Source organism: Microbacterium suaedae, assembly GCF_003254645.1.
GTDB classification, from domain to species: domain Bacteria; phylum Actinomycetota; class Actinomycetes; order Actinomycetales; family Microbacteriaceae; genus Microbacterium; species Microbacterium suaedae.
This window is the reverse complement of record NZ_PNFD01000002.1, coordinates 209,080-231,748: the sequence shown is the minus strand read 5'-3', so window position 1 is coordinate 231,748 and position 22,669 is coordinate 209,080. Positions and strand designations below refer to the sequence as shown.

Here is a 22,669-nt window from a genome sequence, read left to right as displayed (position 1 = left end):
AAGAGAAAACATTACCACCGCCCCGCCGCCCCCGCGAATCAGCGACGGATCCCGGGCGCGTCACCCCATCGACACGCCGAACAGCAGGCCCAGTACGTAGGTGATGGCGGCGGCGCCGAAGCCGATCCCGAGCTGGCGCAGAGCGCGCGGGAGCGGACGCGCCCCCGACAGCAGACCGACCGCTGCGCCGGTCACGAGAAGCGCGATCCCCACGAGGACGAGAGCCACGACGACCGCCAGTATCCCCGAGAGCCCCAGGATCCACGGGAGGACGGGGATGATGGCGCCCGAGGCGAAGAAGAGGAAGCTCGAGATCGACACGCGCCAGGCGCCGCCGACGACCTCGTGCGTGTCGATGCTGCCGGTGTGCTCCGGCGAACGCCCGTCATGCACCCCCGCCAGGACGGTGCGCGCCTTCGCGAGCGCCGCCTCCTCCCCCAGACCGCGCGTGCGATATACGAGCGCGAGTTCGTTCGCGTCGAGGTCGAGATCCGGCAGATTCGCGTCGGCGTACCCGCTCGGCTCGGTCGCGTCGAGCATCTCGCGCTGCGACCGCACCGATACGAACTCTCCCGCACCCATCGAGAGGGCCCCCGCCAACAGGCCCGCGATGCCGCTGAACAGCACAAACGATCCGGACGCCCCCGTCGCACCGATGCCCATGACGAGGGCGAGATTGCTCACGAGACCATCGTTCGCGCCGAAAACGGCCGCACGGAAGGTGCCCGAGAGACGCCGACGGCCGCGCGCGGCAAGCCCCCGCACAACCTCGTGGTGGATCTTCTCATCGGCGCGCATCGCCGGCGTGGCATAGGGATCCGTGTCGTACGGAGAACGCGCTTCGGCGAGCTGTGCAAGGGCGAGGATGAAGATCGAGCCGAAGTGCGAAGCAAGCCATGCGGTCACTCGTGTGCCGAGACCGGCCTTGGGCAGTCGCTCGGGCTCACCGCCGAGAAGCGTCAGCCAATGCTCCTCGTGACGCCGCTCGGCGGCTTCGAGCTTCTCAAGGATGTCGCGTTCATCCCCGACGCGGCGACGAGCGAGACGTCGGTAGACCGCGGCCTCGGCGCGCTCGCTCGCGAGGTACCGGGCCCATCGGCGTCGCTCGGCCGACGAGGCCTGGGCAGGATCGAGATCGGGGGAAGGCGCGGACACGTGGGGCTCCTCGTGTGAGTCGTCATGCCCCGCACGTCCCGGCGCGAGGTCTCCGGAAGGCTAGCGACGACGCCTGAGCGGCACTGGGAGCATTTCGGATCCCCGAAGGGCATCCACAGACATCACCGGGATCCCCGAAGGGCATCCGCACGGCACCGGGATCCCCGAAGGGCATCCGCACGGCACCGGGATCCCCGAAGGGCATCCGCACGGCACCGGGATCCCCGAAGGGCATCCGCACGGCACCGGGATCCCCGAAGGGCATCCGCAGGCAGCACCGGATTCCCGAAGGGCTCTCCCTACCGGTGCACGCGCTTGCGCAGCAGGTCGATGCGCGACTGCAGCTGTGCGACGGTCGCCTGGGCGACGGCGGGGCCGCCACACGTGCGCCGGAGCCAGGCGTGCACCTGGCCGTGCGCGTCGCCCGTCTGCTTCGCGTACACGCCGACGAGGCTGTTCAGCAGCTGGCGCTGCTCCTTCAGCGTGCGGTGGAGGGGCGCCGGCAACTCGGGCTCGGCGGCAGACGCAGACGCTTGCTCGCGCGTCTCGCGCGCCTCACGATGCTTGGTCTGCCGAGTCTGCCTCTGCATGAGCAGATCATGCACGTGCTCGGGCTCGAGGAGCCCGGGCAGGCCGATGAACTCGAGCTCTTCCTCCGTGCCGGGCACGGCGAGCTGGCCGAACTGCTGACCTTCGAAGACGACGGAGTCGAAGTGAGCGGTCGATTCGAGCGACTGGAAGGAGAACTCCTCCTCCATGAGCTCGTCACTCGCCTTTTCCTCGCGCTCGGCGGCGTCGAGGAGGGAGTCGTCGAGCCCGTCGGCATCTTTCTCGCCACGATCGAGCACGTGGTCGCGCTGCTTCTCGAGTTCGTGAGCGAGCCCCATCAGCACGGGCACCTGCGGGAGGAACACGCTCGCCGCCTCGCCCTTGCGGCGAGCGCGCACGAAGCGTCCGATCGCCTGCGCGAAGAACAGCGGCGTCGACGAGCTCGTCGCGTAGACACCGACAGCGAGACGCGGCACGTCGACGCCCTCCGACACCATGCGCACGGCGACCATCCACCGCGAGGTGTTCTGGGAGAACTGCTCGATGCGCCCCGATGCCTCGGCCTCGTCGCTGAGGACGACGGTCGCGCGCTGACCGGTGATCTGCCTCAGCAGCTCGGCATAGGCGCGCGCGTTCGTCTGATCGGTCGCGATAACGAGGCCGCCGGCGTCGGGCACGTGGTGACGGATCTCGGTGAGGCGCTGGTCGGCGCTCTTCAGCACGGCGGGCATCCACTGCCCCTCGGGATCGAGGGCCGTGCGCCACGCCTGGCTCGTGACGTCCTTCGTGTTGTCTTGCCCGAGATGCGCTTCGAGCTCGTCGCCCATCTTCGTGCGCCACTTCATCTGGCCCGAGTACACGTGGAAGAGAACGGGTCGGACGACGCCGTCGGCGAGCGCGCGCCCGTATCCGTAGTTGTAGTCGGTGACCGACGTCCGCAGGCCCTGTTCGTCGGGCGCGTACTCGACGAACGGGATGGGCGCCTCGTCGCTGCGGAACGGGGTTCCGCTGAGCAGGAGGCGTCGTACGGCGGGCTGGTATGCCTCACGGATTGCATCGCCCCAGCTGAGCGCATCACCGCCGTGGTGCACCTCGTCGAGGATGACGAGCGTGCGCGCCCCCTTCACGAGGTCGCGGTGCACTGACGATTTCACCGCGACCTGCGCGTACGTGACGACGGCCCCGTGATAGTGACGAGCGAGATACGGCGCCTGATTGCTGAACTCGGGGTCGAGACGGATGCTCGTGCGCGCCGCCGCGTCGGCCCACTGAGTCTTGAGGTGCTCGGTCGGGCACACGACCACGATGCGGTCGATCTCACCGCGCTGGCGCAGTTCACGCGCGACGGTCAGGGCGAAGGTCGTCTTGCCGGCACCAGGGGTCGCCGCGACGAGGAAGTCGCGCTTATCTGCCTCGAAGAACCGGTCGAGAGCCTCCTGCTGCCAGGCGCGCAGCCGGCCTGCGGTGCCTCTCGGCGCTCGCTGCGGATAGGACGGACTCAGCACGGTGATCCACGATAGACCCGACCCATGACAAGCTTCTTTCGCGACTTCCCAGGTGCCGCGCAAGACGCCCCGGGGATACAGACGGACAGCCCAGCCAGGAGGATCGATGACGCCCTCGAAAGACACCCGCACGCCCTATGTACCGAACGACGAGCCGCATCCGTGGCGCCGCTTCGTCACGGTCGGTGACTCCTTCACGGAGGGCATCGGGGATCCGGAGCCCAACGCGCCCGGAGGGCACCGCGGCTGGGCCGATCGCGTCGCCGAGGTGCTGTCTCTTCAAGTGGAAGACTTCGCCTACGCGAATCTCGCGGTTCGAGGCAAGCTCATCGGTCAGATCGCCGAGGATCAGATCGACGCCGCCCTCGATCTGGCTCCCGATCTCGTCACCATCTGCGCGGGAGGCAACGACGTCATCCGCCCCGGAACGGATCCGGACGACATTGCCGCGCAGTTCGAGTCCTGCGTCGCGCGCCTGTCGTCGCAGGGCGCCGCTGTCGTCGTGTTCACGGGCTTCGATGTCGGGTGGAACCCCGTCTTCCGGCCGTTCCGCGGCAAGATCGCGATCTACAACGAGAACGTGCGAGCGATCGCCGAGCGCCACGACGCACTCGTGGCCGATCTGTGGGCTCTCGGCGAGGTGCAGGATCCGCGCTTCTGGGCCGACGACCGACTGCACCTCAATCCGCTCGGGCATCACGAGGTCGCCCGCATGGTGCTGCGTGCACTGAACGTCTCCCACGCGCTCCAGCCCATGCGCCCAGATCCGCTCCCGGCGCGCACATGGCGCAGCGCGCGCCGCGACGACCTCGTCTGGGCCCGCACGCATCTCGTCCCGTGGGTTCTGCGACGACTGCGCCATCAGTCCTCGGGCGACGATGTGCTCCCGAAGCGCCCCGACGCGGCGCCCTATGGCGGAGACAGCGGCGCCTGATCAGGCGGGCGGGTGCGCGAGCGCCCACAGCGCGACGGCGCTCGCGGAGGCGACGTTGAGCGAGTCAACGCCGCCGGCCATCGGGATCATCACGGTGGTGTCGGCGGCCGCGAGCGCACGGCGGTCGAGGCCGGGCCCCTCGGATCCCATCACGAACGCGACGCGCTCGGGGCGCTCGGCCGCAAACCGGTCGAGACCGACGGCGTCGTCGGCGAGCGCCATCGCCGCGATGTGGAAGCCCGATTCGCGCAGCAGCTCGGCCGCGCTCGGCCCGGACGCCGCGCGCCATTCGGGAAGTCGCGTCCACGGCACCTGGAACACGGTGCCCATCGACACGCGCACACTGCGCCGATAGAGCGGATCCGCGCAGCGCGGGGTCACGAGCACCGCATCGGCTCCGAGCCCGGCCGCCCCGCGAAACGCTGCCCCCACGTTGGTGTGATCGACGAGCCCGTCGAGCACGAGGACGGTGCGGGCATCGCGCAGGACATCGGCGACAGCGGGGAGATCGGGGCGGTGCATCGCCGCGAGCATGCCGCGGTGGACGGTGTAGCCCGTGACGCGCTCCGCGACGGCATCGGGCACCACGTAGACGGGGGTGTCCCGCTCGCCGAGGCACTCGTCGACATCATCGAGCCATTTCTCGGCGGTGAGCACGGATCGCGGCTCATGGCCGGCGCGGAGCGCGCGGGCGAGAACCTTCGCCGACTCGGCCATATACAGCCCGCCCTCCGGCTCCAGCACGCGACGCAGCGCGACGTCGGTGAGGTCGCGATAGTCGGCGAGCCTCGGGTCGTCCGGGTCGTGGATCCGCTCGAGTTGCATCCCGCCATCCTCCCAGCAGACGCTGTGGACGCTCGCGCCCCTAGAATCAAGGCTGTGTCGATCTCCCGCTCCGTCTCAGATCCCGACGTCTCCGCCGAGGTTGATCGCGCGCTCGACGAGCTCGCCGGACGGCAGATCGCCGTGGTGACGGGTGCGGGCGTGTCGACCGATTCGGGGATCCCCGACTACCGCGGAGAGGGTGCTCCGAAGCGCACCCCGATGACGGCGCAGACCTTCCTCGCGGACGAAGAGGCGCGTCGCCGCTACTGGATCGGCTCGCACCTCGGCTGGCGCGCATTCACGGCGGCGACACCGAACCGCGGGCACGAGGCGCTCGCCTCACTTGAGCGTGCCGGCGTCGTGTCGGGCATCGCCACGCAGAACGTCGACGGACTGCACCTGCGTGCAGGATCCTCGCGCGTCGTCGAACTGCACGGAACGATGCGCCGCGTGTTCTGCACCGTCTGCTTCCAGGTCTTCGATCGGCGCGACATCGGCGAGCGCATCGAACGCGAGAATCCGTGGATCTCCGTCCCCGACAACGTCCCCCTCGGCCCCGACGGCGACGTCGCGCCCGACGCCGACCTCGACTTCGAGATTCCCAACTGCACTGTCTGCGGCGGAATGCTCAAACCCGATGTCGTCTTCTTCGGCGAGTTCATCCCAGCCGAGAAGTTCCGCGAAGCCGAGCAGCTCGTCCGGGCAAGCGACGCACTGCTCGTCGCCGGCTCGTCTCTCGTCGTCAACAGCGGGATCCGCCTCGTCGAGCGTGCCCGTCGTCGCCGCCTTCCTGTCGTCGTCGTCAATCGCGGTGCGACGAAGGCCGATGCGCGGGCGACGGTGAAGATCAACGGCGGCACGAGCGAGGTCCTCGCACGGTTCGCCGATGCTCTCCCCGCCCGCATCTGAGCGCGCGACCGCGCCTGCGTCCCCGATAGGGTCGGAGGCGTGACGATCATCGCTCTCGTACGCCATGGTGAGACGGAATGGAACCGCGAGGGGCGGGTGCAGGGCCACAGCGACATCCCGCTGAACGACACGGGGCGGGTCCAGGCCCACGCCGCGGCCGAGGCATTGCGCGGCGGCGAATACGCCCGGCTCTTCTCGAGCCCGCTGCTGCGCGCCAAGGAGACCGCTGAGATCATCGGCCGAACGATCGGTCTCGGCGAGCCCACGATGCGAGACGGCCTCCGCGAGCGCCGCTACGGCGTGGCCGAGGGCATGTTCGCGACGGAGTACTGGGAGCGCTTCCCGGGCGGAGATGATGTGCCGGACGCCGAGACCAACGAGGAGGTCCTCGCACGCGCTCTTGCGACGCTGCGCGGCATCGCCGATGAGTCGGGCGATGATCCCGCCATCGCCGTCGCGCACGGCGGGGTCATCGGACGTGTGCTGCGGCACGCCTCCGACGGACGACTCCCCCGCTCCGGAGAGCGCATCGGGAACGGATCCCAGCAGATTCTCGAGATCTCAGGATCCGAGCTGCGCGTCCTCGGCTACAACGGCTCCTGACACTCCCGTCCTGGTCAGCGCGAGCGACACATTTCGTCATGACGCACAATCGATCAGGTAACAGTTGAGCATATTGGAGATTTTCGGGCCGATCGAGTGGTAGCGTCTCGCATCATGGCTTCCCTGGATCACGTCGACCTCGAGCTCATCTCCGCGCTCGCCGCCGACCCGCGCGCCACCGTCGTGGCGCTCGCCGAGAAGCTGCGCATGTCTCGCAACACCGTGCAGGCACGCATGGCGCGTCTCGATCAGGCCGGAGTGTTCCAGTCGTTCGAGCGATCGATCTCTCCGGCGGCGCTGGGCTTCCCCCTGCAGGCCTTCATCTCGATCGGTGTCGACCAGACCCAGCTTCCGAGCATCGTCGAAGAGCTGCGGCACGTCCCCGAGATCCTGCAGGTGCACGGCGTCTCCGGCCAGGTCGACTTCCTCGCTCTCGTCGCCTGCCGCGACGCGCGCCACCTCTTCGACGTCGACGCCCGGATCCTGGCGATCTCCGGCATCGAGCGCTCGGAGACGCGGCTCGTGATGAGCGAGTCGATCCCGTATCGCGTATCGGGGCTCATGGAGCTCGCGAGACGCGAGCCGACCCGATGACCGTGCTCCTCAGATCCTGATCAAGAGCGAGCCGGACCCTCCTCGAGGAACCCTCGGATCGCATCCGCCGCCTCGCGGGGCTTCTCGTAGTGGATCAGGTGCCCGACGCCGTCGATTTCGACGAGCTTCGCCGAGGGGAACAGGCGAACGAGCTCCCGTTCGGCTCGGATCGGCGTGATGTCGTCCTGAACGGCGGCAACGAGCAGCGTGGGCTGGGCAATACGTTCGGCCGACTCTCGCACGTCGTGCGACACGCTCGTCACGAACGCCTGACGGAGCGTCTCACGGTCGCTGAATCCCGAGAAGAAGCGATCGTGTTGGTCATGGATCCAGCGCCGCAGCGCCGCGTCCCGGGTCTTCGTCATCGCGATGCTCATGATCCGCACGACGATGCGCGTGCGCAGCAGCCACGTGCCGATCCGCTTCGGAAGCCGGGCGCCGAGCCAGTAGTAGAACTCAGCGAGGCGCGTCATCGCGCCGCGCGGGCCCGCAAGCGCGGGCGCACCGATCGGATTCACGAGGACCAGACGCGGCGTCGGCGTGCCACGCGCGACCGCCGCGGACGCGACGATCGAACCGAACGAGTGTCCGAGAACGATCGCACCCGGCGCGACCGCACGCACGAACGCATCGAGCCACGCGACGTACGCCTCGAGATCGTGCGTCATACCAGGGATCGGCGGCGTCGCACCGAAGCCCGGCAGGTCAGGCATGATCCAGCGAACCTCGGGCAGCTGCGCGACGATCGGCTCGAGGCCGTGATGGTCGCCGCGGAAGCCGTGCACCGCGACAAGAGTGTGGGTCGCGTCGGTCGCCCCGTACTCCCAGTACGCCGTGCGCACGCCGCCGGCTTCGACGATCCGCTCCGCCACGGGGATCCGATCGAGCTGGGCAGCGTAGGGAGACGGCACGGGCACCATCCGAGTGTATGTGGCGTGGCGCACCACGAATGACAGAGCCGCCCCGTACGTTCTAGGGGTATGAAGACGTCGTGGCCCGATCCCCCGCCGCTCTTCGCGCTGGCGGAGCTCGAAGACCCCGGCGAGAAGTCGTCGTGGATTCCCCGGCCGCCGAAGCGCCGCAGCGCGGCGCCGCGACCCGCTTCCCAAGATCCGCACCCGAACGGGGCCCCGACCCCGCTCATCGACGCCGACGGCCGGCTCGCGATCGATGTCCCACCCTTGTCTTCCGAGGAGATCCGTATGGCCTTCGACGACCTCACCGCCGGATTCGCCCCCGTTGCGGGGCGCCTGTTCACGCGCATCGCGGTGTTCGATCTCGAGACGACGGGGGTCGACACCGCTCGAGACCGCATCGTCACGGCCTATGTCGGCGTCCTCGACGAGACCGGCCGCGTCCTCGACGAGCGCAACTGGCTCGCCGACCCCAGCGTCGAGATCCCCGCGGCCGCCGCCGCCGTACACGGCATCACGACCGAGCGGGCACAGGCAGAGGGGCGTGAGGCCCGACAGGTCGTCGGCGAGATCGTCGAGGCCCTCGGCGCACTGTTCGCAGCGGGGATCCCCGTCGTCGCCTACAACGCGCCGTTCGACCTGTCGATGCTGAAGAACGAAGCCATCCGGCACGGCATCGCTCCGATCCCGGATCCTTCACCGGTCGTCGATCCGCTTGTTCTCGACAAGCAGCACGACCGGTACCGCCGTGGCAAGCGCACGCTCGACATCGTCGCGGCACACTACGGCGTGCCCCTCGACGACGCCCACGAGGCGTCCGCCGACGCGATCGCCGCCGGCCGCGTCGCGATCGCCCAGGCGAGCCGCTACGCGAACGATCTCCCCGGATCCGCCATCGACCTGCACCGCGCGCAGATCACCTGGGCGGCCGAGCAGGCCGAGAGCCTCTCCCAGTACTTCGTGAAGATCGGCAAGATTGCGCCGGGCGAGACCATCGACGGGTCCTGGCCGATCCGCTGACCCCAGACGCAGAAAAATGGGCCCCGCACGAAGCGGGGCCCATTGTTCTGCGTCTGCGGCTTACTTGCCGAAACCCTTGAAGCGCTGGTTGAACTTCTCGACGCGACCGGCCGAGTCCATGATGCGCTGCTTGCCCGTGTAGAACGGGTGCGAGGCCGCCGAGATCTCGACGTCGATAACGGGGTACGAGACTCCGTCGAGCTCGACCGTCTTGTCGCTCGTCGCGGTCGAGCGCGTGAGGTACGTCTCGCCCGAACCGAGGTCACGGAACACGACGGGCTGGTACGTGGGGTGAATGTCAGTCTTCATGGCAGTCCTTGGAGGAAGATCGAGTGAGGAGGGAAGCGCGCGAGCGTGCTCGCGCAGGCGCACCTCGAGCGCCGACGTTCGATCTTATCAGACCGACCGTGCGGAGCCTCAGTGCGCGGTGGGCGCCTCGGCGCGCGCGACCCACCGACCGGCGTGCTCGACGACCGCGATCGGAAGACCGAAAGTCTCGCGGAGGTTCTCGCGGGTGAGTGTCTCACGAAGGGGCCCCTGAGCGACCGCGCGTCCGTCGCGCACGAGCAGCACGTGGGTGAAGCCGACAGGGATCTCTTCGACGTGGTGCGTGACCATGACCATGGCGGGCGTTCCGGGTGCCTGAGCGAATCCACCGAGCAGCTGCAGAAGCTCTTCCCGCGCACCGAGGTCGAGGCTCGCGGTCGGCTCGTCGAGCAGCAGCAGCTCCGGATCCGTCATGACGGCGCGCGCCACCTGCACGCGCTTGCGCTCTCCGTCGCTCAGCGTGCCGAAAAGGCGGTCGGCGAGACCATCGAGCCGCCACTCCGCGAGCACCCGAAGGGCGCGGCGTTCGTCGATGTTCTCGTACTGCTCGTTCCACCGCCCCATCACCGAATAGGCGGCCGTGAGGACGACATTGAGCACGGTCTCGTCGGCGGGGATCCGGCGCGCCAGCGCCGTCGAGGCGAATCCGATGAACGGGCGGATGCTGAACACATCGGTGCGCCCGAGTCGCTCTCCGAGAACGTCGACCGTTCCGCTGGTCGGGAACATCATCGTGTCGGCGAGCTGCAGGAGCGTGGTCTTGCCCGCGCCGTTCGGCCCGAGCACGACCCAGCGCTCGTCGTCGTTCACCGTCCAGGAGACCTGATCGACGATGTGGCGGCCATTCCGACGCACGACGACGTCGTTCATCTCGAGCACGGAGGTCATGGCCGTGATCCTACCGAGCCGCCCCGGTTCCTCTCACGTCGCCGCGCCGCGAGGCGCCTCCTCGGATCCGCGATGATCCCGGTGCGCCGCTACGCTCGTGTGTGTGACTGTGCGCTTTCTCGTCGTTCTCGACGCCGACTCCACCCTGATCCGCAACGAGGTCATCGAGCTCATCGCCGACGAGGCGGGGCGCGGGGCGGAGGTGGCGGCCGCGACCGAGGCGGCGATGCGCGGCGAGACCGACTTCGCGACGAGCCTGCGCTCGCGCGTCGAAGCGCTCGCAGGCGTTCCGACGGCCTCGTTCGAACGGGTTCTCGCGCGGATCGAGCCGACACCGGGTGTCGCCGATCTGATCGCGGCCGTGTACGAACGCGGCGGCATCGTCGGCGTCGTCTCCGGCGGGTTCCACGAGATCCTCGACGAGCTCGCACCCCGGCTCGGGGTCGATGTGTGGCGCGCGAACCGCCTCGCGGCGCGCGAGGGGATCCTCACGGGCGCGGTCGAGGGCGCGATCGTCGATGCCCAGGCGAAGGCGGATCAGCTCGCGGCGTGGGCCGCAGAGCACGGCGTCGCCGCGCACCGCACGATTGCGATCGGCGATGGCGCGAACGATCTCCGGATGATCGAGGCCGCGGGTCTCGGTATCGCATTCAACGCGAAGCCCGCGGTCCGCGCCGCGGCCCCGCTGGTGACATCGCGGGTCGACCTCTCACAGCTGATCCCGCTCCTCCCCTGAAGCGCGCAAGTCCACAAGTCTTCAGCGAGTCCGGCGCGATTCGCTGCGGACTCGGCGAAGACTTGTGGACTCGGGGGGGGTCAGTGGCCCATGCCGAGGCCGCCGTCGACGGGGATGACCGCACCCGAGACGTAGGCCGCGTCGTCGCCCGCGAGCCACGAGACGACGCCCGCGACTTCGTCGCCCGTTCCGTATCGTCCGGCCGGGATCTGCTTCCGATAGGCCTTCTGCGTCTCGTCGTCGAGCTCTGCCGTCATGTCGCTCTCGATGAAGCCCGGGGCGACGACGTTCGCGGTGATTCCGCGCCCACCCAGCTCGCGGGTGACCGCGCGTGCGAAACCAACGAGACCCGCCTTCGACGCCGAGTAGTTCGCCTGCCCGGCGACACCCAGCAGACCCGAGACGCTCGAGATGAGGATGATGCGGCCGCGTCGTGCCTTGATCATGCTCTTGATCGCCCGCTTGACGGTGCGGAAGGTTCCGCCGAGATTCGTGTCGACGACTGCGTCGAAGTCGTCGTCGCCCATGCGCATGAGCAGCGTGTCCTTCGTGATGCCCGCGTTCGCGACGACGGTCGTGATGGGCCCCAGCTCCCCCTCGATCTCGGAGACCGCCGCATCAAGCGAAGCGCCGTCGGTGACGTCGGCACGCACCGTGAGCGTCCCCTCGGGACCCTCTCCGCTCCGCGCGGTCACCGCCACGCGATACCCGTCGCGCACGAGGCGTTCGGCGATCGCCCGTCCGATCCCTCGATTGCCTCCCGTGACGAGGGCGACCCGGTCGGAGGTGGCTGCTGCGTTCATGGTGTTGCTCCTGCTGCTGTCGGGGACTCGGCCGGCGATCAGCCTACGCGGATTCCTCGGGTTGCCCCGAAAGACGCGGGATCCACGCCCTCGCTATTCTGAGAAGGAAGCTCACGAGGGGGGACGTCGATCATGTCGCAATACCAGCCGCCACAGCAGACCACGCCGCCGCAGGCGCCCGTCCAGCCGTACGCCGCGCCGTCCGCCTACGCGACGCCGACGCCTCCCGCGCACCCGCTCGCCGTGACGGCGATGATCTGCGGACTCGTGGCGCCGGCCACATGGCTGTTCTCGGGGATCCCCGTGCTCGGGATGATCATCGCGGTAATTTCCCCCGTCGCCATCCTCCTCGCGATCGTCTTCGGCCACATCGCCCTCGCGCAGATCGCCAAGAGCGGATCCAGCGGTCGAGGCATGGCGCTGACGGGCCTGATCATCGGATACGTGTGCCTCGGCCTCGGCCTGCTGTTCGCGATCCTCGCCGTGCTGGTCTTCGGCAGCCTGTTCGGCCTGATCGGGTTCGCGACAGCCCTCTGATTCTCGGGGCTCGCACCGGCAGCGAGGAATAAGCTGGAGGGATCGTGAAGATCCGCCGTACTCCCCCGCAGTCCGCGACGTCGCTCGAACAGGCGCCGCAGGACGACGAGACCGCGCGCATGAAGCAGTATGTCCTGATGATGCTCATCCGCACGGTGTGCGTCGTCCTCGCGTTCGCGGTGCAGCCGTGGGGGTGGCACACGGCGCTGTTCGGCGTCGGCGCGGTGTTCCTTCCGTACATCGCGGTGGTGCTCGCGAATCAGGCGCATGCCCGCGCCTCAGCCGGCGCCGTACGCCCGGAGATCGCGATCGAGGCGCGGCGGCCCGCCGAGGAGGAACCGGCGGCCCACGACGTCATCCGTCTCGCGGAGACGAGCGACGAGACACGACCGGAACGGAACGCCTCATGATCCTCGGTTTCTCTCCCGATCACCCCCAGTGCTCCCGTGCCGAATGCCGCGCGGATGCCGCCTTCAGCGTCGTCTGGCGCAATCCGAAGATCCACACGCCCGACCGTCGCAAAGTGTGGCTCGCCTGCGCCGAGCATGTCGGGTATCTGCGTGATTTCCTCGCCTCGCGCGCCTTCCCGGTGCGCGTCGCGGACGGGGTCGTCGACGGATCCGCCGTGACGCTTCCCGAGGCAGACGCGTGAAGGGCTGGTCGCGAGCGGGCCGTTGGACCGTGTACGTCGCCGTTGCGATCGCCTTCGCGCTCGTCTGCGCCGTGCTGTCGCACTGGCAGTTCTCGCGCAACGAAGAGCGCACCGAGGCGAACAGGCTGATCTCGGAGAACTACGACGCGGCACCCGTGCCATTGTCGGAGCTCATGACGGGATCTGACGACTTTGATCCCGGCGACGAGTGGCGCCCCGTCGCGCTCACGGGCCGCTACCTCGCGAACGAGCAGCTGCTCGCGCGCAACAGGGCCCAGGGAGGCACGGCGGCCTACGAAGTGATCGTGCCGTTCCAGCTCGACGACGGCCGGATCCTCGCGGTCGACCGCGGATGGGTGCCGCCCGCATACTCCGGCGGCGCCGAGGAGGTCCCCGCGCCGCCGCAGGGCGAGACGACCGTGATCGCGCGCCTGCGTCCGAGCGAGCCTCTCCCCTCCTCCGGCCGCGGTGCTCCCGAGGGGCAGCTGCCCACGATCCACGCGCCGTCGGTCGCAGCGCAGACGGGCGGCGACGCGATCACGACCGCCTACGCGATCCTCGTGTCGGAGGATCCCGCTCCCGCGGAAGCGCCGCAGGCTCTCGCGGCCCCCGAAGAGGATCCCGGCCCCCATCTGTCGTACGCGATTCAGTGGATCCTGTTCGCGATCATGGGCTTCGCCTTCATCGGCTACATGATCCGCACGGAGATCCGCGCCGGGCGCGAAGAGGATGAGGACGACGAGGACGATCTCGACGCTCCGGCCGCACCGCGCCCGAAGCGCGTTCGCCGCGACGCGGACGCCGATGCGGAAGACGCGATCCTCGACGCACGGCGCTGAGCGGACCCCGCGTCACGCCAGGGTGATCAGATCGGCGTAGTCCTTGTTCCAGATGTCCTCGACGCCGTCCGGCAACAGCAGCACGCGCTCGGGGCTCAGAGCCTCGACGGCGCCCTCATCGTGCGAGACCAGCACGACCGCACCCTCGTAGTGCGCGAGCGCGCCGAGGATCTCCTCGCGGCTGGCGGGGTCGAGGTTGTTGGTCGGCTCGTCGAGAAGCAGCACATTGGCGCTCGAGACGACGAGCGTCGCGAGCGACAGCCGCGTCTTCTCCCCGCCCGACAGCACCCGAGCGGGCTTGTGCACGTCGTCGCCCGTGAACAGGAAGGAACCGAGCACTCTGCGCGCCTCGGTCTCGTTCAGATTCGGCGCCGATGACATCATGTTCTGCAGCACGCTGCGATCGACGTCGAGATTCTCGTGCTCCTGGGCGTAGTAGCCGATCTTCAGGCCGTGCCCCGGCTCGATCTGGCCCGTGTCGCTCGCGTCGACGCCGGCCAGGATCCGCAGCAGAGTGGTCTTTCCTGCACCGTTGAGTCCGAGCACGACGACCCTCGATCCGCGGTCGATCGCAAGATCGACACCCGCGAAGATCTCGAGTGCGCCATAGGACTTGCTGAGCGAGGACGCCATGAGGGGCGTGCGTCCGCACGCGGCGGGCTTCGGAAAGCGGATGTTCGCTACGCGATCTTCCTGACGCACCTCGTCGAGACCCGAGAGGAGCTTCTCGGCGCGCGCCTGCATCTGATGCGCGGCAGCTGCCTTCGACGCCTTCGCACCGAACTTCGCCGCCTGCTGCTGCAGCGCGCCCGCCTTCTTCTCGGCGTTCGCACGCTCTTTCTTCCGTCGTTCCTCATCGGCGACGCGCTGGCGCTGGTAGTGCTTCCAGCCCATGTTGTAGATGTCGATCACCTGACGGTTCGCGTCGAGGTAGAACACGCGATTGACCGTCTCGCCCACGAGTTCGACGTCGTGGCTGATGACGATGAGTCCGCCGCGATACGACTTCAGGAACTCGCGCAGCCAGACGACGCTGTCGGCGTCGAGGTGGTTCGTCGGCTCGTCCAGGATCATCGTGTCGGCGTCGCTGAACAGGATCCGCGCGAGCTCGATGCGGCGGCGCTGGCCGCCCGAGAGAGTCTTGAGGGGCTGGTCGAGGATCCGGTCCGGCAGCGAGAGATTGCTCGCGATCGTCGCCGCTTCGGCCTCGGCCGCGTATCCGCCGATCGACTCGAACTTCTCCGTGAGGCGACCGAACCGACGCATCGCCTTCTCGGCGACGGCCGGATCGTCGGATCCCATCTCATCGGTCGCCTGCGCGATGCCCGCCTGGAGGTCGCCGAGGCCACGCGCGTTGAGGATCCGCGTGCGCGCAAGTTCTTCCGGATCGCCCGTTCGGGGGTCCTGCGGGAGATATCCGAGCTCTCCCGAGAGCGTCACGGTGCCGTCGGAGGCGACGACGTCGCCCGCGAGTACCTTCGTCAGGGTCGTCTTCCCGGCACCGTTGCGCCCAACGAGGCCCACCTTGTCGCCGTCGCCGACACGGAAGGTCACGCCGCTCATGAGCAGGCGTGCTCCGATGCGGATCTCGAGGTCGCTGACGGCAAGCACGAAGGAGGGTCCGTTTCTTCTCGGGGTGACAGGCGCGAATGCGCCAGCTGTCCATCCTATGCGCGGCACCTGACCGGCGGCCCGACGCGGGGCACGCGAGGAGTCTCGGAAACAGGCGCCGATGCAGGTTATGCATGAGGATCGACAGATCATGCACGTGCCGCACCTCCGACTCCGCACGGGTGCTGTGATGACTCGATATCCACCCTGCACTGGGCCGGCATCGACGTCGGCCGATAGTCGAACTGCAAGGAGAGCAGCGTGAGCACCACAGCGGCGAAGAAGCCGATGAGCAATCGGAAGTTCCTCGGCATCTGGATTCCGATCCTCGCGTTCGTGGCGATCATCGCCATCGGCGCGAATGTCGCGATCGGCATGTTCCGCGGCGCCGTCGAGTCCTATATGGGCGCCGGCACCTGGGAGATCGAGAACGTCTCCGAAACCGAGGGATGGGACACCGCGTACTACACGGGTGACCACGCGACGAAGGAAGACGCGAAGTCCGCTTCGTCTGACGTCGTCGAGCGCATGGCCGATGAGGGCATGACGCTCCTCAAGAACGACGGCACCCTGCCCCTCGAGACCGGCGCCGTCACGCTGCTGGGCCGCGGCGCGGCGGATCCCGTGTACGGCGGATCCGGATCGGGTTCCGCCGATACGACGACTGCCGTCGACATCCGCACGGGCATCGAGAACGCGGGCTTCTCGGTGAACCACACGGTCTACGATCTGCTCGCCGAGTATGCCGAGGCGAACCCCGCCGCAGACGGCGGCCGCACGAACATCGTCATGGACGACCCCGAGGCGTCGAATTACAACATCGGCGAGATGCCCGTGGGTGACTACACCGATGCGGCGGTCGACAGCTTCGCCGACTTCGGCGACGCAGCCATCGTCGTCATCGGCCGCGGTGGTGGCGAAGGCGGCGACCTGGCGACCGATATGACGTCGTGGGACGAGCGTGCTTCCGACGGACAGCACCAGCTCGAGCTCGACCAGGACGAGAAGGACCTCCTCGCCCTCGCGAAGGAGCGCTTCGAGAACGTCGTCGTCGTGATCAACGCGTCGACCTCGATGGAGCTCGGACCCCTCGAAGACGACGCTGACGTCGATGGCATCATCATGGCGGGATCGCCCGGCAACGCGGGCTTCAACGCTCTCGGGCGCATCCTGAGCGGAGCGGTCAACCCGTCCGGCCACACGGTCGACATCTTCTCGCGCGACTTCACCGCAGACCCGACGTTCGCGAACTTCGGCGACTACGCCTACGAGAACATCGATGACGCCTTCTTCGTCGACTACGAGGAGGGCATCTACACGGGCTACCGCTACTACGAGACGGCCGCCGTCGAGGGCTTCCTCGACTACGACGACGCCGTCGTGTACCCGTTCGGCTATGGCCTGAGCTACACGGACTTCTCGTGGTCGGTGGCCGACGAGCGCCTCGGCGACGTCGAGGGCGAGATCGAGATCGACGTCGACGTGACCAACACGGGCGACGTCGCCGGTAAGGACGTCGTGCAGCTGTATTACACGGCCCCGTACACCACGGGTGGGATCGAGAAGGCGCACGTCGTGCTCGGCGACTTCGCCAAGACTCCGGAGATCGCCCCGGGCGCGACCGAGACTGTGACGGTCTCGCTGGCGGTCGAAGACATGGCGTCGTACGACTTCCGCGGCGAGGCCGCGTACGTTCTCGAAGAGGGCGCGTACGAGCTGAAGCTTCAGACCGATTCGCACACGCTCGCCGACGGCGTGGATCCGATCCGCTACACCGTCGACGAGACCGTCGCCTATGTCGACGGCCGCGCAAGCGATGTCGCACCCGCCGTCAACCGCTTCGACGATGTCTCGGACGCGTTCTCGGACGGCCAGCGAACGGAGTTCTCGCGCGCCGACTTCGCGGGCACCTTCCCCACGGCGCCCGAGGGCGACGACTTCACGGCGAGCGAGGCGACCGTCGCCGGCTTCCAGCCGTACGACGCCGAGGCGGCCGCCGAGGCATCCGACGCCGAGATGCCCGCGACGGGCGTCGACGGGGATGCGCAGCTCGTCGACATGCGCGGCCTCGCGTATGACGACCCCGCCTGGGGCGAACTGCTCGACGAACTGACGGTCGACGACATGACGAGCGTGCTCCTCAGCGGCGCGTACAACACGGCCGCGCTGCCCGACATCGGCAAGATCCGCACCGACGACATCGACGGACCCGCCGGCTTCAGCTCGTTCATCAACCCCGAACTGTGGCAGGGCACGGCTTTCCCGTCGAACTACCTCATCGGGCAGACCTGGAACACCGAGCTCGCGCACGAGATGGGCGTCGCCGCGGGCAACGAGGCGCTCACGATGGGCGTCAACGGCTGGTACGCGCCCGCCGTGAACCTTCACCGGTCCCCCTTCGCCGGCCGCAACTTCGAGTACTACTCGGAAGACCCGGTCATCTCCGGCGCGCTCGCGACCGAGGTCGCGAACGGCGCGCTCGAGCGCGGCGTCTACACGATGACGAAGCACTTCGCCATGAACGACATGGAGACGAACCGCGTCAACGGCGAGGGTCTCGCGACCTGGGCCACCGAGCAGGCGATCCGCGAGATCTACCTGAAGCCGTTCGAGATGATCGTCAAGGACGTCTCGGGCGAGGTGCCCTACCTCAACGAAGACGGCGAGAAGCAGACCGCCGAGGTCGGCGCGCTCGGAATGATGAGCTCGTTCAACCGCATCGGCGCCACCTGGGCCGGTGGTTCGGAGCCGCTCATGACGGGCGTGCTGCGCGAGGAGTGGGGCTTCGAGGGCTTCGTCATCACCGACTTCAACCTCTACGGCTTCATGTACCCCGGGCAGGGCATCGCGGCGGGATCCGATCTGCAGCTGACCTTCGAGGGATCGAAGAAGATGGCTGACACGGAGAGCGCCTACGCCGTCAGCACGATGCGCACGGCCCTGCACAACATCCTGTATACGGTCGCGAACTCGAACGCGATGAACGGCATGGCGCCCGGAGCGACCCTCACTTACCAGATGGCGGGCTGGGAGATCGGCGTGCTGATCGGCACGATCGTGCTCGCGGCGCTCGTCCTCGCCGGCATCGCCTGGGTCGTCGTCCGCTTCCGCCGCCACGCCACGCGCCCGATCGCAGAAGTGGAGAAGCCTGAATGACGACCGACGACGACAGAATCGCTCGCCTGAGCCTGCTCGAGAAGGCAGCGTTGCTCAGCGGGGACGACACGTGGCGCACACGAGGGATCCCCCGCCTCGGCATCGAGCAGCTGTGGCTGTCCGACGGTCCGCACGGTGTGCGGAAGCAGACGGGATCCGCGGATCACCTGGGCCTGAACGGCTCGCAGGAGGCGACCTGCTTCCCGACGGCCGCCGGCATCGCCAACACGTGGGATGAGCCGCTCGCCGAGGAGATCGGCACGGCTCTCGGCCGGGAGGCGTCGGCGCAGGGCGTCGACGTCCTCCTCGGCCCCGGCCTCAACATCAAGCGCAGCCCGCTGGGCGGGCGCAGCTTCGAGTACTTCTCGGAGGATCCCGAGGTGGCCGGCCGCATGGCGGCGGCGTATGTGCGCGGCATCCAGTCGCAGGGCGTCGCCGCGACGCCCAAGCACTTCGCCGCGAACAGCCAGGAGCTGCGTCGGATGGCGAGCGACTCCGTGCTCGACGAGCGCACGCTGCGAGAGATCTATCTGGCGGCCTTCGAAACGGTCGTGCGCGAAGCGCGACCGTGGGCGATCATGTCGTCGTACAACCGCGTCGACGGCGTGTACGCGCACGAGAACCACCACCTCCTCACCGAGGTGCTCCGCGAGGAGTGGGGCTTCGACGGTGCCGTCGTCAGCGACTGGGGCGGCGGAAACGATGCCGTGGCGGCGGTGGCCGCGGGTGGCACGCTCGAGATGCCGTCCCCCGGCTTCATGTCGGCCCGCGAGATCGTCGAGGCCGTGCGCGCCGGCGATCTCGACGAGGCCGACCTCGACGCGCGCGTCGCGGAGGTGCTCACGCTCGTCGATCGCACCACGGCCCGGGTACGGGCGCAGGTGGACGTCGCGGAGCACCACGCCCTCGCCCGCCGCGCGGCGGCCGCGAGCGCCGTGCTGCTGCGCAATGAAGGTGCGACGCTCCCCCTCGCGCCCGGGACGCGCGTGGCGGTGATCGGCGACTTCGCCGAGACGCCGCGCTATCAGGGCGCGGGATCCTCGCTCGTGAACCCGACCCGCCTGTCGACGCTCCTGGGCGCCGTCGAGACGAGCGACCTCGATCTCGTGGAGTTCGCCCGCGGCTTCCACCGCGACGGCACGCCGGATCCCCAGCTCCAGGCGGAGGCCGCGACCGCGGCGCGCCGCGCGGACGTCGCCATCGTGCACCTCGGCCTGCCCGAGACCTCCGAATCGGAAGGGCTCGACCGAGACACGCTCGCGCTCCCCCGCAATCAGGAGGAGCTGCTGCGCTCGGTCCGCGCGGCGGCGAAGAAGGTCGTCGTGCTCGTGAGCGCGGGAGGAGCGGTCGAGATGCCGTGGGCCGAGGAACCCGATGCGCTCGTGTTCGCGGCGCTCGGCGGCCAAGCTGGCGCCGAGGGCCTCCTCGACGTCCTCACGGGCGCCGTGGCGCCCTCGGCCAAGCTCGCCGAGACGTTCCCTCGCCGCCTGGCCGACACCCCCGCGTCTGGGCGCTTCCCGAGCGCCGGTCCGGTCGCCGAGTACCGCGAGGGGCCGTTCATCGGCTATCGCCACTCCGAGACGGCCGAGGCCGACGTCGCCTTCCCGTTCGGCTTCGGCCTGAGCTACACGACGTTCGCCTACCGCGACCTCGTCGTCGGCCCCGACGAAGCGACGTTCACGATCGAGAACACGGGATCCGTCGCCGGCGCGGAGATCGCGCAGGTGTACGTGTCGCGCGTCGACGCGAGCAGTGTCGTCCGGCCCGCGCTCGAGCTGCGCGGCTTCCGGAAGGTTGCTCTGGAGCCGGGCGAGGCCCGCAGCGTGTCCGTTCCCCTCGGCGAACGCGCCTTCCGGCACTTCGACGTCGAAACCTCGTCGTGGCAGGTGGAGAGCGGCGCGTATGAGGTGCGCGTCGGCGCGAGCGTGCGCGACATCCGGCTCACCGACCGCGTCGACGTGGCAGGCACGGTCGCGGCGGGCACGCCGGATCCCGCGCTTGCTGCATACGCGTCGGCCGACGTCCTCGACGTGTCCGACGAGGAATTCCGCGCGCTCCTCGGGCGCGACATCCCCGCGCATGCCGAGACCGCCGAGATCCGCGTCAATGATCCGCTGCTGCGGCTCGAGCACGCGCCGAGCGCCCTGGGCCGCCTGGTCTTCCGCGTGCTCGACGGCCGACGCCGCGCGCTCGAGCGTCGGGGAACGCCCGATCTCAACACCCTGTTCCTGCTGAACATGCCATTCCGGGCCATCTCGAAGATGTCGGGCGGCTTCGCGTCTCCCACGCTCGTCGACGGAGTCCTCACGATCGTCAACGGCCGCGCCTTGCGCGGCCTCGGGCAGATGGCCGTCGCGTTCGCGCGCGGTCGCCGCTCGGAGCGTGCAGGTCGCCGGAAGTTCCGTGCCCAGAGCGGAGGAGAATCATGATCACGCGCATCCGCTCCTGGTGGACCGCCTTCCAGACGAAGCACCCCGAACTGTCGAAGTTCGCCATGTTCTTCCTGCTGTCGAACGGCGTGACGGTGCTGCAGTTCATCCTCATGCCGGGGTTCCGGTGGGGCTTCGAGACCTTCACGGATCTGGTCAATGTCGATTTCCAGGTGTTCCCTGTCGGATCCGACGTCGACGGCAGCCAGTACCACATGTTCGACTACGGAGAGGGCGCTCTCCCCGAGGGCGGCGGTGGGCTCGCCTACTTCCTCTCGGTGCAGATCACTCTCCTGATCGCGCAGGTCATCAACTTCTTCGCCCAGCGCAGCATCACGTTCAAGTCGAACACGTCGATCTGGTGGGCCGCGCTGTGGTACACAATCGCCTACATCGTGATCACCTTCATCGCGGCCGCCGCACAGGGCTTCTACAAGGCCCCCATCTACGAGCTGCTCATCTCCGGATGGGGCTGGGGCGCGACGGGCGAGACGATCGCCGACATCGTGACGATGATCATCAACGCGGCGATCTCGTTCTGGGTGTTCTACCCGATCTTCAAGCTGATCTTCCGACAGGTCCCCGAGAAATCGGAGGTGATTACGGCATGACACGGGGCAGAATCGAATCGTGACCCCCCTCCTCTCGATCGTCGTCCCTGCCTATAACGCGGCCGACTACCTTGATCGCGCCTGCGGGCCCCTCGAGCAGTTCGCGGAGGGCATCGACGTCATCATCGTCGACGACGGATCCGCCGACGACACCGGATCGATCGCCGACGCCTACGCGGCGCGGCGACCCGATCTGTTCCGCGTCATCCATCAGGAGAACCGCGGACACGGCGGCGCGATCAACGCCGGCCTCGCTGCCGCGACCGGAACGTATGTGAAGGTTCTCGACAGCGACGACTGGCTGGACACGGACGCGCTCGTGACGCTTCTGGCGACGCTTTCGCGCCTTGAACGAGATGGTGGCGTCGACGCGGTCGTGACGAACTACGTCCACGAGCGCGTTGGCCGCCGCACGCGGACGACCCGATACTCCTCGGTCATGCCGGCCGGCCGCGTCTTCGACTGGGACGACGTCGGCCGCTTCGGCGCGCGCCAGTACCTGATGATGCACGCGCTCGTGTATCGGACGAGCCTCGTGCGCGCCTCCGGACTGACGCTGCCCGAGCGCACCTTCTACGTCGACAATCTGTTCGTCGTGACGCCTCTCGCCCGCTCCCGTCGACTGTTCTACCTCGACGTCGACCTGTACCGGTACTTCATCGGGCGCGACGATCAGTCGGTCAACGACGCCGTCATGGTGCGGCGCGTGGATCAGCAGGTGCGCGTGAATCGGCTCGTGCTCGAGGCCCTCCCGGCTCCCGGCACGGTTCCGGCAGGACTGCACGCGTATCTCCTTCACCACGTCGAGGTGCTGTGCGGCATCACCTCGGTCATGCTCGTCCGTGCGGGCACCCCGGAACACCTCGCGACGCGCGCGGAGTTCTGGCAGGACATCAAGCGCGAGAGCCCGTGGGTGTACACGCGCCTTCGGCGCGGCGTCATCGGGACGAGCAGCAATCTCCCCGGCCCGACGGGGCGCCAGATGTCGCTGCTCGCCTACCGGGTCGCGCGGCGGGTCGTCGGCTTCAGCTGACGTTCCGCTCCCGCGATTACGCTGAACGGGATGGTGATG

General features: G+C 68.5%; 22 protein-coding genes. 14 read left to right on the top strand and 8 right to left on the bottom strand.

Annotation, left to right across the window (positions count from 1 at the left end; translation table 11 throughout):
* Window positions 1-60 precede the first annotated feature (60 nt).
* Complete coding sequence (locus C0012_RS07645; protein ID WP_110589184.1) at window positions 61-1,155, bottom strand: VIT1/CCC1 transporter family protein; 1,095 nt, start codon at window positions 1,153-1,155, stop codon at window positions 61-63.
* A 299-nt stretch (window positions 1,156-1,454) separates the two neighbouring features.
* Window positions 1,455-3,209, bottom strand: a complete 1,755-nt coding sequence (locus C0012_RS07635) for a DEAD/DEAH box helicase (protein ID WP_110589185.1) — start codon at window positions 3,207-3,209, stop codon at window positions 1,455-1,457.
* 106 nt (window positions 3,210-3,315) lie between these two features.
* Here C0012_RS07635 and C0012_RS07630 point away from each other — a divergent pair, with 106 nt between their 5' ends.
* Complete coding sequence (locus C0012_RS07630; RefSeq protein ID WP_110589186.1) at window positions 3,316-4,143, top strand: SGNH/GDSL hydrolase family protein; 828 nt, start codon at window positions 3,316-3,318, stop codon at window positions 4,141-4,143.
* Here C0012_RS07630 and C0012_RS07625 read toward each other — a convergent pair whose 3' ends face one another.
* On the bottom strand, window positions 4,144-4,968 hold the full coding sequence (locus C0012_RS07625; protein WP_110589187.1) for a TrmH family RNA methyltransferase: 825 nt from the start codon (window positions 4,966-4,968) through the stop codon (window positions 4,144-4,146).
* A 60-nt stretch (window positions 4,969-5,028) separates the two neighbouring features.
* Here C0012_RS07625 and C0012_RS07620 point away from each other — a divergent pair, with 60 nt between their 5' ends.
* The 3 genes from C0012_RS07620 to C0012_RS07610 all read left to right on the top strand — a co-directional run bounded on the left by C0012_RS07620 (window position 5,029) and on the right by C0012_RS07610 (window position 7,074).
* Entirely contained in the window at window positions 5,029-5,877 is an 849-nt protein-coding gene (locus C0012_RS07620) for a Sir2 family NAD-dependent protein deacetylase (RefSeq protein WP_110589421.1), read from the top strand.
* A 39-nt stretch (window positions 5,878-5,916) separates the two neighbouring features.
* Window positions 5,917-6,480 carry a histidine phosphatase family protein gene (locus C0012_RS07615; RefSeq protein WP_110589188.1) on the top strand — a complete coding sequence of 188 codons (564 nt, stop codon included), beginning with the start codon at window positions 5,917-5,919 and terminating at the stop codon, window positions 6,478-6,480.
* Window positions 6,481-6,594: 114 nt separating this feature from the next.
* Window positions 6,595-7,074 (top strand): Lrp/AsnC family transcriptional regulator, encoded by a 480-nt coding sequence (locus C0012_RS07610; RefSeq protein ID WP_110589189.1) that lies wholly within the window; start codon window positions 6,595-6,597, stop codon window positions 7,072-7,074.
* Window positions 7,075-7,094: 20 nt separating this feature from the next.
* Here the strand turns inward: C0012_RS07610 and C0012_RS07605 are convergent, their stop codons facing one another.
* Window positions 7,095-7,991, bottom strand: coding sequence for an alpha/beta fold hydrolase (locus C0012_RS07605; RefSeq protein ID WP_110589422.1), 897 nt, complete (start codon window positions 7,989-7,991; stop codon window positions 7,095-7,097).
* A gap of 63 nt (window positions 7,992-8,054) precedes the next feature.
* Here C0012_RS07605 and C0012_RS07600 point away from each other — a divergent pair, with 63 nt between their 5' ends.
* Window positions 8,055-9,008 (top strand): 3'-5' exonuclease, encoded by a 954-nt coding sequence (locus C0012_RS07600; RefSeq protein WP_332835674.1) that lies wholly within the window; start codon window positions 8,055-8,057, stop codon window positions 9,006-9,008.
* 60 nt (window positions 9,009-9,068) lie between these two features.
* Here the strand turns inward: C0012_RS07600 and C0012_RS07595 are convergent, their stop codons facing one another.
* Both C0012_RS07595 and C0012_RS07590 read right to left on the bottom strand, forming a co-directional pair.
* Window positions 9,069-9,317: a type B 50S ribosomal protein L31 gene (locus tag C0012_RS07595; RefSeq protein WP_110589190.1), complete on the bottom strand. Its 249-nt coding sequence runs from the start codon at window positions 9,315-9,317 to the stop codon at window positions 9,069-9,071.
* Between the two features lie 108 nt (window positions 9,318-9,425).
* Complete coding sequence (locus C0012_RS07590; RefSeq protein ID WP_110589191.1) at window positions 9,426-10,223, bottom strand: ABC transporter ATP-binding protein; 798 nt, start codon at window positions 10,221-10,223, stop codon at window positions 9,426-9,428.
* Between the two features lie 103 nt (window positions 10,224-10,326).
* On the opposite strand from C0012_RS07590, the gene serB reads away from it, so the two are divergent.
* Window positions 10,327-10,959: a phosphoserine phosphatase SerB gene (gene serB, locus C0012_RS07585; RefSeq protein ID WP_110589192.1), complete on the top strand. Its 633-nt coding sequence runs from the start codon at window positions 10,327-10,329 to the stop codon at window positions 10,957-10,959.
* A gap of 80 nt (window positions 10,960-11,039) precedes the next feature.
* Here the strand turns inward: serB and fabG are convergent, their stop codons facing one another.
* On the bottom strand, window positions 11,040-11,762 hold the full coding sequence (gene fabG, locus C0012_RS07580) for a 3-oxoacyl-ACP reductase FabG (RefSeq protein ID WP_110589193.1): 723 nt from the start codon (window positions 11,760-11,762) through the stop codon (window positions 11,040-11,042).
* Between the two features lie 132 nt (window positions 11,763-11,894).
* Here fabG and C0012_RS07575 point away from each other — a divergent pair, with 132 nt between their 5' ends.
* Genes C0012_RS07575 through C0012_RS07560 form a run of 4 tightly spaced genes read left to right on the top strand, consistent with a single transcriptional unit; the run spans window position 11,895 to window position 13,790 of the window.
* Window positions 11,895-12,299: a DUF4190 domain-containing protein gene (locus tag C0012_RS07575; RefSeq protein ID WP_110589194.1), complete on the top strand. Its 405-nt coding sequence runs from the start codon at window positions 11,895-11,897 to the stop codon at window positions 12,297-12,299.
* 44 nt (window positions 12,300-12,343) lie between these two features.
* Complete coding sequence (locus C0012_RS07570; protein WP_232527829.1) at window positions 12,344-12,709, top strand: DUF3099 domain-containing protein; 366 nt, start codon at window positions 12,344-12,346, stop codon at window positions 12,707-12,709.
* Entirely contained in the window at window positions 12,706-12,951 is a 246-nt protein-coding gene (locus tag C0012_RS07565; RefSeq protein ID WP_110589195.1) for a hypothetical protein, read from the top strand. The genes C0012_RS07570 and C0012_RS07565 overlap by 4 nt, the downstream gene beginning before the upstream one ends.
* Complete coding sequence (locus C0012_RS07560) at window positions 12,948-13,790, top strand: SURF1 family cytochrome oxidase biogenesis protein (protein ID WP_110589196.1); 843 nt, start codon at window positions 12,948-12,950, stop codon at window positions 13,788-13,790. The genes C0012_RS07565 and C0012_RS07560 overlap by 4 nt, the downstream gene beginning before the upstream one ends.
* A 12-nt stretch (window positions 13,791-13,802) precedes the next feature.
* On the opposite strand, the gene C0012_RS07555 is transcribed toward C0012_RS07560, so the two are convergent.
* Window positions 13,803-15,401 (bottom strand): ABC-F family ATP-binding cassette domain-containing protein, encoded by a 1,599-nt coding sequence (locus tag C0012_RS07555; RefSeq protein ID WP_110589197.1) that lies wholly within the window; start codon window positions 15,399-15,401, stop codon window positions 13,803-13,805.
* 261 nt (window positions 15,402-15,662) lie between these two features.
* On the opposite strand from C0012_RS07555, the gene C0012_RS07550 reads away from it, so the two are divergent.
* Genes C0012_RS07550 through C0012_RS07535 form a run of 4 tightly spaced genes read left to right on the top strand, consistent with a single transcriptional unit; the run spans window position 15,663 to window position 22,630 of the window.
* The gene (locus tag C0012_RS07550; protein ID WP_232527828.1) at window positions 15,663-18,557 is read left to right on the top strand and encodes a glycoside hydrolase family 3 protein; all 2,895 of its coding nucleotides are present in this window, start codon (window positions 15,663-15,665) and stop codon (window positions 18,555-18,557) included.
* The gene (locus tag C0012_RS07545) at window positions 18,554-20,986 is read left to right on the top strand and encodes a glycoside hydrolase family 3 C-terminal domain-containing protein (protein ID WP_110589198.1); all 2,433 of its coding nucleotides are present in this window, start codon (window positions 18,554-18,556) and stop codon (window positions 20,984-20,986) included. The genes C0012_RS07550 and C0012_RS07545 overlap by 4 nt, the downstream gene beginning before the upstream one ends.
* A complete protein-coding gene (locus C0012_RS07540) occupies window positions 20,983-21,597 on the top strand; it encodes a hypothetical protein (RefSeq protein WP_110589199.1) in 615 nt (204 codons plus the stop codon). The genes C0012_RS07545 and C0012_RS07540 overlap by 4 nt, the downstream gene beginning before the upstream one ends.
* A 19-nt stretch (window positions 21,598-21,616) precedes the next feature.
* Window positions 21,617-22,630: a glycosyltransferase family 2 protein gene (locus C0012_RS07535; RefSeq protein ID WP_232527827.1), complete on the top strand. Its 1,014-nt coding sequence runs from the start codon at window positions 21,617-21,619 to the stop codon at window positions 22,628-22,630.
* The last annotated feature ends 39 nt before the right edge of the window (window positions 22,631-22,669 follow it).